The sequence below is a fragment of the Pseudomonadota bacterium genome, from assembly GCA_026388255.1.
Taxonomy (GTDB): Bacteria; Desulfobacterota; Syntrophorhabdia; order Syntrophorhabdales; family Syntrophorhabdaceae; genus JAPLKB01.
Genome location: JAPLKC010000083.1, coordinates 110,547 through 117,227, shown reverse-complemented (window position 1 = coordinate 117,227; position 6,681 = coordinate 110,547). Strand labels below are relative to the sequence as shown.

Here is a 6,681-nt window from a genome sequence, read left to right as displayed (position 1 = left end):
GACGGTAGACAAAAATAAGAAGGCTGTCGCCAGTAGTAAAAAAAGTCCGATATACCATGTACTCCTTAACTTCACCATGTTCAAATCCTCCTTTTTTATTTTGTTGTACTGAATGAGTCTTAATCACCCCCTTTTATTGGATATCGTTCACTGAAACACTACACGTTATGAAATCCTTTTTGTCCTTTGGAACATCCGACCCGGTTTAAGCCCAATCAATCCTTTTGGCAGGAACATAATCGAAAAAATGATAAGCAGTCCTGAGAATATGGGGTGAATTTCGGGCAAAGCATACTTGGCGATTTCGAAGACAACAGTGAGAAAAAGTGCCCCTATGACAGGGCCGGATAGGGTGCCGGCGCCCCCGAGAACGCACATGAGAACAGGATAGAGGGTCCAGTTGAGACTGTAGAACCCTTGTGGCTCCACATGGAAGATATAGTAGGCTTGGAGCGCCCCGCAGAGTCCCGCGAGAAAAGCCGCTACCGCGAAGGCTAAAACCTTAAACTTCAGTATGTTAATACCACTCGCAGCGGCAGCAGTCTCATCATCCCTCACAGCCACAAGCGCCAGTCCTATATTGGATTTGGTCATATAGTAAGTGACGCCGAGGGCAAGTAGTGCGAGGAAGAGGGCAATGAAATAGTGGGGGGTGAGGGTGTTGAAGGAAGAAGAGGGGAGCAGGATACCTGTGGGACCGGCAGTAAAAGCTCCTCCCTGGATCGTAACAAGCCTCAATATCTCTCCGAGCCCCAGGGTTCCCAGGGCAAAGTAGTCCCCTTTCAGCTTTGAGAGAAGCGGAATACCTACAAGGATGGCCAGAATAGCAGCAGCACATCCGGCGGCAAACATACCCAGGGGGTCAAGATAGCCAATCAACTCCCGGGACCACCCGATGGCAATAACGTATGCGCCCAGACCAAAGAAGGCATGGAGCCCGAGAGTGACCTGTCCTGTGTAGCCTGCCACGATATTCCATGCCTGAGCGAGGGTGACGTAGATGAAGGCCATGAACAGAAAGTAGACCACATAGGAAGTCTCAGGATCAAAAATAAGGGGAACGGCGGTGCAAACCGCGAGGATAATGACAGACAATATAAATTGTTTTTTATTCATCGTTTTCATAATTTCGCACTCGTGTCCCTGGAAAAGAGACCTTCCGGTTTGAACATCAGTACAAGGAGAAAGACTGCATAGGAAATTACATCAGCCCATCCTCCGGAGAGAAAGAAGGCACTATAGCTTTCAACTACGCCTAACAGTATTCCTCCGAGAAGGGCTCCTGCTACATTGCCCATGCCGCCTAAAGCAAGGGCTATCATTGCCTTTAGGCCAAAGACGAACCCGGAGAAAGGATCGAATGCATAGGTTGTTGCCGTAGCAACGCCAGCGAGCCCTGCGAGCCCCATGCCTAAGGCAAATGTAACAGTATTAACCTGATGCGGGGTAATGCCGACCAGCATTGCATATTCCAGGTTCTCAGAGGCCGCCCGTACTGCTTTACCCAACAGGGTCTTCTTGAGAAACAAAGTTACCCCCGTGGCGCCCAGGATGGCCATCACAAATACCATGAGGCGGACAAAAGAGATCTTCATGCCCAGCAGGGTTAATGCGTAAGTCGAGTAACTTGTCTGAAGCGCCCTCGAGTTGCCGGTAAAGACTACAAACATTAGATTTTCCAGGAGCGCCATTAAGCCAAAAGCAATCAAGAGCGTGGGAAATTGCCCCGCCTTGGCTACCTTGCGAAAGAGAGCCTGATAGAAGCCGATTCCGACGATCAGAGAAGCGGGAACGACGAAAAAGATTGAAACATATGGATCCATTCCCCACAACTTGAATAACCAGAAGCTGCCGTACGCTGCCAGGATGATCATGGTTCCCTGGGCGATGAAAACGATCCGCATTGTCCCGAAAATCAGGCTGAGTCCGATGGCTGCGATGCCATACATTGCACCGAAGAGAATACCGTTGATTAAAAGTTGCAAAAGAATATCAATAGGCATAATTGTTCCTCACTGGAGAGAACCCATATAAGCTTTATGGATTTCCGGATCGCCCAGAAGTTCCTGTCCCGTTCCTATCATTGTAATCCTTCCTGTCTTAATTACACAGGCATGATCTGCAATTCTCAACGCCTGATGTATGTTCTGCTCGACAAGCAGAATAGTTGCGCCTTGTGCCTTTAAAACCTCAATGATCTCGAACATGCCCTTTAAAACAATCGGCGCTAAGCCCAGGGAAGGTTCGTCGAGCATGAGAAGCTTGGGCTTAGACATAAGCGCCCTTGCTATAGCCACCATTTGCTGTTCGCCTCCGCTCATTTTTCCGGCAAGCTGTTTGGGCCGCTGCCTGATAATGGGGAAAATATCTGCCATCTGTTCCATGGTTTCTTCCATCAGAGGCCGGGCACGCCTGGTGAAGGCTCCCAGTTCCAGGTTTTCCATGAGCGTAAGAGTAGAAAACAATCCCCTGCCTTCAGGAACCAGAGAGATACCGATATCCACCATTTCCATAGGGCTTTTTCCACCGATGCTTGATCCTAAGAACTCAATCTGTCCTGAAGAGGGACGTATCAAACCGGAGAGAGCCCTTAGAATAGTTGATTTTCCGGCGCCGTTGGATCCTATGATAGAGAAAACCTCGCCTTCATGAACCTGAAAGCTAACATCCCACAAAGCCTGGGCATCGCCATAAAAGGTGCTCAGATTAGTTACTTTAAGTAATGGGTTCGCCAAGGTATGCCTCCACCACTTTCTTGTTTGTTGCTATTTCTTTGGATGTGCCTTCTGCGATCTTCTTTCCGTAATCCAGTACAACAATACGGTCACAGAGATTGAAGACCGCGTCCATTTTATGTTCGATCCAGATGATGGATACTCCGCGGGTGTTCCGTATTTTCTGAATGACGTCCATGATCTTTTCCGTTTCAGTGGGATTCAAACCAGCAAGCGGTTCATCCAGGAGAGCAAGGCCTGGTCTCGGCGCGATGGCCCTGGCTATCTCAATGAGTTTGCGGTCCGAGTATGTCAGATGTGCTGTTATGGTATTCTTTACTTCCGATAGGTTGAGGAGTTCCAGACACTCAAGGGCCTCATCCAGCGCCTTTTTCTTACCACTGCTTCTCCCGTATATTGCGCCTACAAGCACGTTTTCTAAAACTGTCATGGTATGGCAGATTCTGACAAGCTGGAATGTCCGGGCAACGCCTCTCCTGCATACCCGGTGGGGTTTAAGACCTAAAAGGCTCTTTCCTTGAAATATGATGGTTCCTCCGTCTGGCTTGTATACGCCGGTAATCACATTAAACATAGTGCTTTTGCCAGCCCCGTTAGGACCGATGAGTCCCAAGATTTCTCCTTCATGCAACTGAAAGGAAACGTCCTGAAGGACCCGGAGACCTCCAAAATGTTTATTCAGGTTTGATACCTCAAGAAGCATGACCCTGTAACCCCCTTATCATACCAATTTGCCTTCAATCATATAACTTCGTTACCTCCTCCTCCCTCTCCACTATTTCTTGGGCTCACGTCGCCCCCTCCACAAGCAAAGCTCGCGGAGCCTCCCCTTCTCGCTCACTGTGTGAGCTAAATGAACCCTCTTACGCCTGCGTCGGCTCGTCGTCGCCCGGGTACCCTCTGGGTGCTATAAATGAATCCGAATTGGTATCAGTCCTTCAAAACACGGGAAGAATGATCCCCATTTTACATTAATATCTTTAATAAAGCGACAGGCCGCCATCATGTACTATCATCTGGCCTGTAATAAAAGCGCTGTCATCAGTTGCGAGAAAGAGCGCAAGTCCTACTAAGTCTTTCGGGACACCAGGTCTTTTGAGACACCGACCCTGTAGTTGCAGTTCATCAAGAGGAGGCAGGGGCAATGCCTTGTTGTGATCGAACTTATCTCCTCCTTCCGAGTGGGTAAAGCCGGGAGCAATTGTATTTACGTTTATATTGAAATCGCCAAGTTCACGTGCCATACATCTGGTCAAGGCCATCACGGCTCCTTTCGATGCGACATAGTGGGGCATACCCGGCACGCCTTCCAGGATGGATGCAGAAGATAAGTTAATAATTTTGCCTCCCTTCTTCTTCATGTAGGGAAAGACCGATTTAATGCAGTGGAACACTCCACTGGTATTGACTTCTACTATATGTTTAAACTCCTCACTGCTCAATTCTGTAAAAGGTTTTAGTACGATATTAGCAAACATTGCTGCGTTATTAATGAGAATATCAATATGCCCGAAACTATCGAAAGCAGCTTTAGCCATGGCCAAGCATTCCTGTTCTTTACTTACATCCGTTTTAACAAAAAGCGCCTCACTTCCAGCTTTCAGCACACTTTTCGCGGTTTTGCTTCCATCTGAAATGTCTGCAATGACGATCTTTGCACCTTCTTTTGCGAAACCGACTGCGAATGCCGCTCCAATTCCCTGGGAAGCCCCTGTTATAATTGCTACTTTACCCTTTAGTCTCATATGTCCTCCTTTTAATATAAAAAGCCTCCTTACGCCCTTCATCAGGCAAAGGAGGCTTCGTTACCTCTTGGTCATTTGGAGAATTTCTCCATTAAAATATTTCTGATTATATATGCAAAATGAAATTCATGTCAAGTTTTTTTGACACCCGGAAAATTAAACTTGACAATTTATATTAAGAAATTGTACTACTATTTTTAAGGTAATGACGCCTCTTTTGCCCGATGAAGGGTAAAAGAGGTTTTTTTGTTTCTTCACTTAAGCGATGAACAAGAGGCATTACGTATCAAAATGTAGACTTACTTATATCGATAGCAGAAGTGCTGTCCTGTTGGAGGTAATGAAGCCTCTTTTGCCTGATGAAGGTCAAGAGAGGCTTTTCTATTTTAATGAGAGGTTTGACAAGCAACGAAGATCAAAACATCAAATGCTCAAGTAAGGGAGGTGCATGGCATAAAAATAAAGCTTAACCAGTGTTAATTCTCAAAAAAATCTATTAAGGAGGAATCGGGATGCCAAGAGAATACAAAATGTATATTAACGGTGAGTGGGTAGATGCCCTTAACGGAGAGGTCTATGATGATCTCAACCCTTACACGGGCGAGGTTTTTGCAAAAGTGCCGGCGGGAAAGAAAGCTGACGCAAAGCGGGCTATTGATGCAGCAGTAGCGGCATTTCCATCATGGTCGCATACGCTTCCGGCTGAACGCCAGGCTTTGTTCCTGAAGGCTGCCGACATTCTCGAAAAGAAACAAATGGAGATTGTTGAGATTCTTGCTGAGGAAACGGGCTGTACATTTGGCTTTGCCATGTTCCAGACCATGTTTACCCCAGGTTTACTACGCGAAGCTGCGGCACAGGCGCACCAGGCAACCGGTGAAATAATCCCTGCTGATCTGCCCGGTGCATTTTATATGGCAATACGCCAACCCGTGGGTGTGGTTGCAGGCATAGGGCCGTGGAATGCGCCGCTGATCCTGTCGCTGCGTTCTATCTGCATGCCTATTGCCTATGGAAACACAGCGGTTCTAAAGCCCTCTACGGAGGCGGCTGCAGCAGGCGGCGTAGTGCTTGCAGAGGTCTTTCATGAAGCAGGTTTTCCAAAAGGTGTTCTGAATCTTGTTACCAATGGACCTGGTGGGAGCAACGAGATAGGAGACGAATTCATCGAACATCCGAAGGTGCGTCGTATCAACCTGACCGGTTCAACTGCAGTGGGACGCCAACTGGCTGAAAAGGCGGGACGCCATTTAAAACGTGTTGCTCTGGAACTGGGTGGACAGAATCCCATGATCATTCTGCGCGATGCTGATATTAATGCTGCTGTGAACGCCGCAGCTTTCGGGGGATTCCTCCATCAGGGACAGATCTGTATGTCAACACGCCGAATCATTGTGGAAAAACCCGTTGCAAAAGAATTTACTGAAAAATTTGTGGCAAAGGTTTCAACTTACAAGGTTGGCAATCCGAAAGAAATGGATACGATCATTGGCCCCCTTATCAACCAGTATCAACTCGATCAGGTCAAAAACAGTGTGGACGCTGCTGTGCGCGATGGCGCCAGGATCCTCTACGGCGGTAAGTCCGAGGGGCCATGTTACTATCCTACAATACTGGTTAATGCTAAACTCAGTACCCCATTTTCCTGTGAAGAGACCTTCGGCCCCGTAGTGTCAGTAATTGAGGTTGAAAATGTTGAGGAGGCAATAGCTGTAGCTAACGATACCATGTACGGACTTTCTGCTGCTGTTTTCACCAATGATTTAGCCAAAGGTCTGGCCATCGCTGAACGTATCGAATCCGGAATGGTTCATATAAACGATCAGACGGTTCATGATGAACCCCAGGTGCCCTTCGGAGGTGTGAAGGATAGCGGTTGGGGACGCTTCGGCGGCAAGGCCGCTCTGGAGGAATTTACCGAACTGCGTTGGATCAGTATGCAGCTCACTCCACGCCAATATCCCTTTTAATGTGTTTGCTGTGACTGGTGCCGTAAAAAGGATATATTCGAGGTTTATTGGTTGGATTGCTCTCCCCGTTCTGTTTATGACCTTTTTTTTGGCTGCCATGCAGGGAAAAAAGATTGCTATCAAAAGGCTATCTCCCTGCATGGCTTTATACCAAATTGGACTGCATGATGATCTGATTATCTATAACGGCACAGCTCAGTCTGTATGATTGGTTGACATATATGAAAATAA

At 47.4% G+C, this 6,681-nt stretch carries 6 protein-coding genes; 1 reads left to right on the top strand and 5 read right to left on the bottom strand.

Annotated features, from left to right (window positions below; all coding sequences use genetic code 11):
• Positions 1–165: 165 nt before the first annotated feature.
• From NT178_10650 to NT178_10630, 5 genes are all read right to left on the bottom strand, one after another.
• Positions 166–1,125, bottom strand: coding sequence for a branched-chain amino acid ABC transporter permease (locus tag NT178_10650; GenBank protein MCX5812988.1), 960 nt, complete (start codon positions 1,123–1,125; stop codon positions 166–168).
• Positions 1,122–2,003: a branched-chain amino acid ABC transporter permease gene (locus NT178_10645; protein MCX5812987.1), complete on the bottom strand. Its 882-nt coding sequence runs from the start codon at positions 2,001–2,003 to the stop codon at positions 1,122–1,124. Before NT178_10645 ends, NT178_10650 begins: the two co-directional genes overlap by 4 nt.
• Before the next feature lie 9 nt (positions 2,004–2,012).
• Positions 2,013–2,735, bottom strand: a complete 723-nt coding sequence (locus NT178_10640) for an ABC transporter ATP-binding protein (protein ID MCX5812986.1) — start codon at positions 2,733–2,735, stop codon at positions 2,013–2,015.
• Positions 2,716–3,438, bottom strand: a complete 723-nt coding sequence (locus NT178_10635; GenBank protein MCX5812985.1) for an ABC transporter ATP-binding protein — start codon at positions 3,436–3,438, stop codon at positions 2,716–2,718. The genes NT178_10640 and NT178_10635 overlap by 20 nt, the downstream gene beginning before the upstream one ends.
• Before the next feature lie 277 nt (positions 3,439–3,715).
• A complete protein-coding gene (locus NT178_10630; protein ID MCX5812984.1) occupies positions 3,716–4,480 on the bottom strand; it encodes an SDR family oxidoreductase in 765 nt (254 codons plus the stop codon).
• A gap of 512 nt (positions 4,481–4,992) precedes the next feature.
• On the opposite strand from NT178_10630, the gene NT178_10625 reads away from it, so the two are divergent.
• Positions 4,993–6,450 carry an aldehyde dehydrogenase family protein gene (locus NT178_10625; GenBank protein ID MCX5812983.1) on the top strand — a complete coding sequence of 486 codons (1,458 nt, stop codon included), beginning with the start codon at positions 4,993–4,995 and terminating at the stop codon, positions 6,448–6,450.
• The last annotated feature ends 231 nt before the right edge of the window (positions 6,451–6,681 follow it).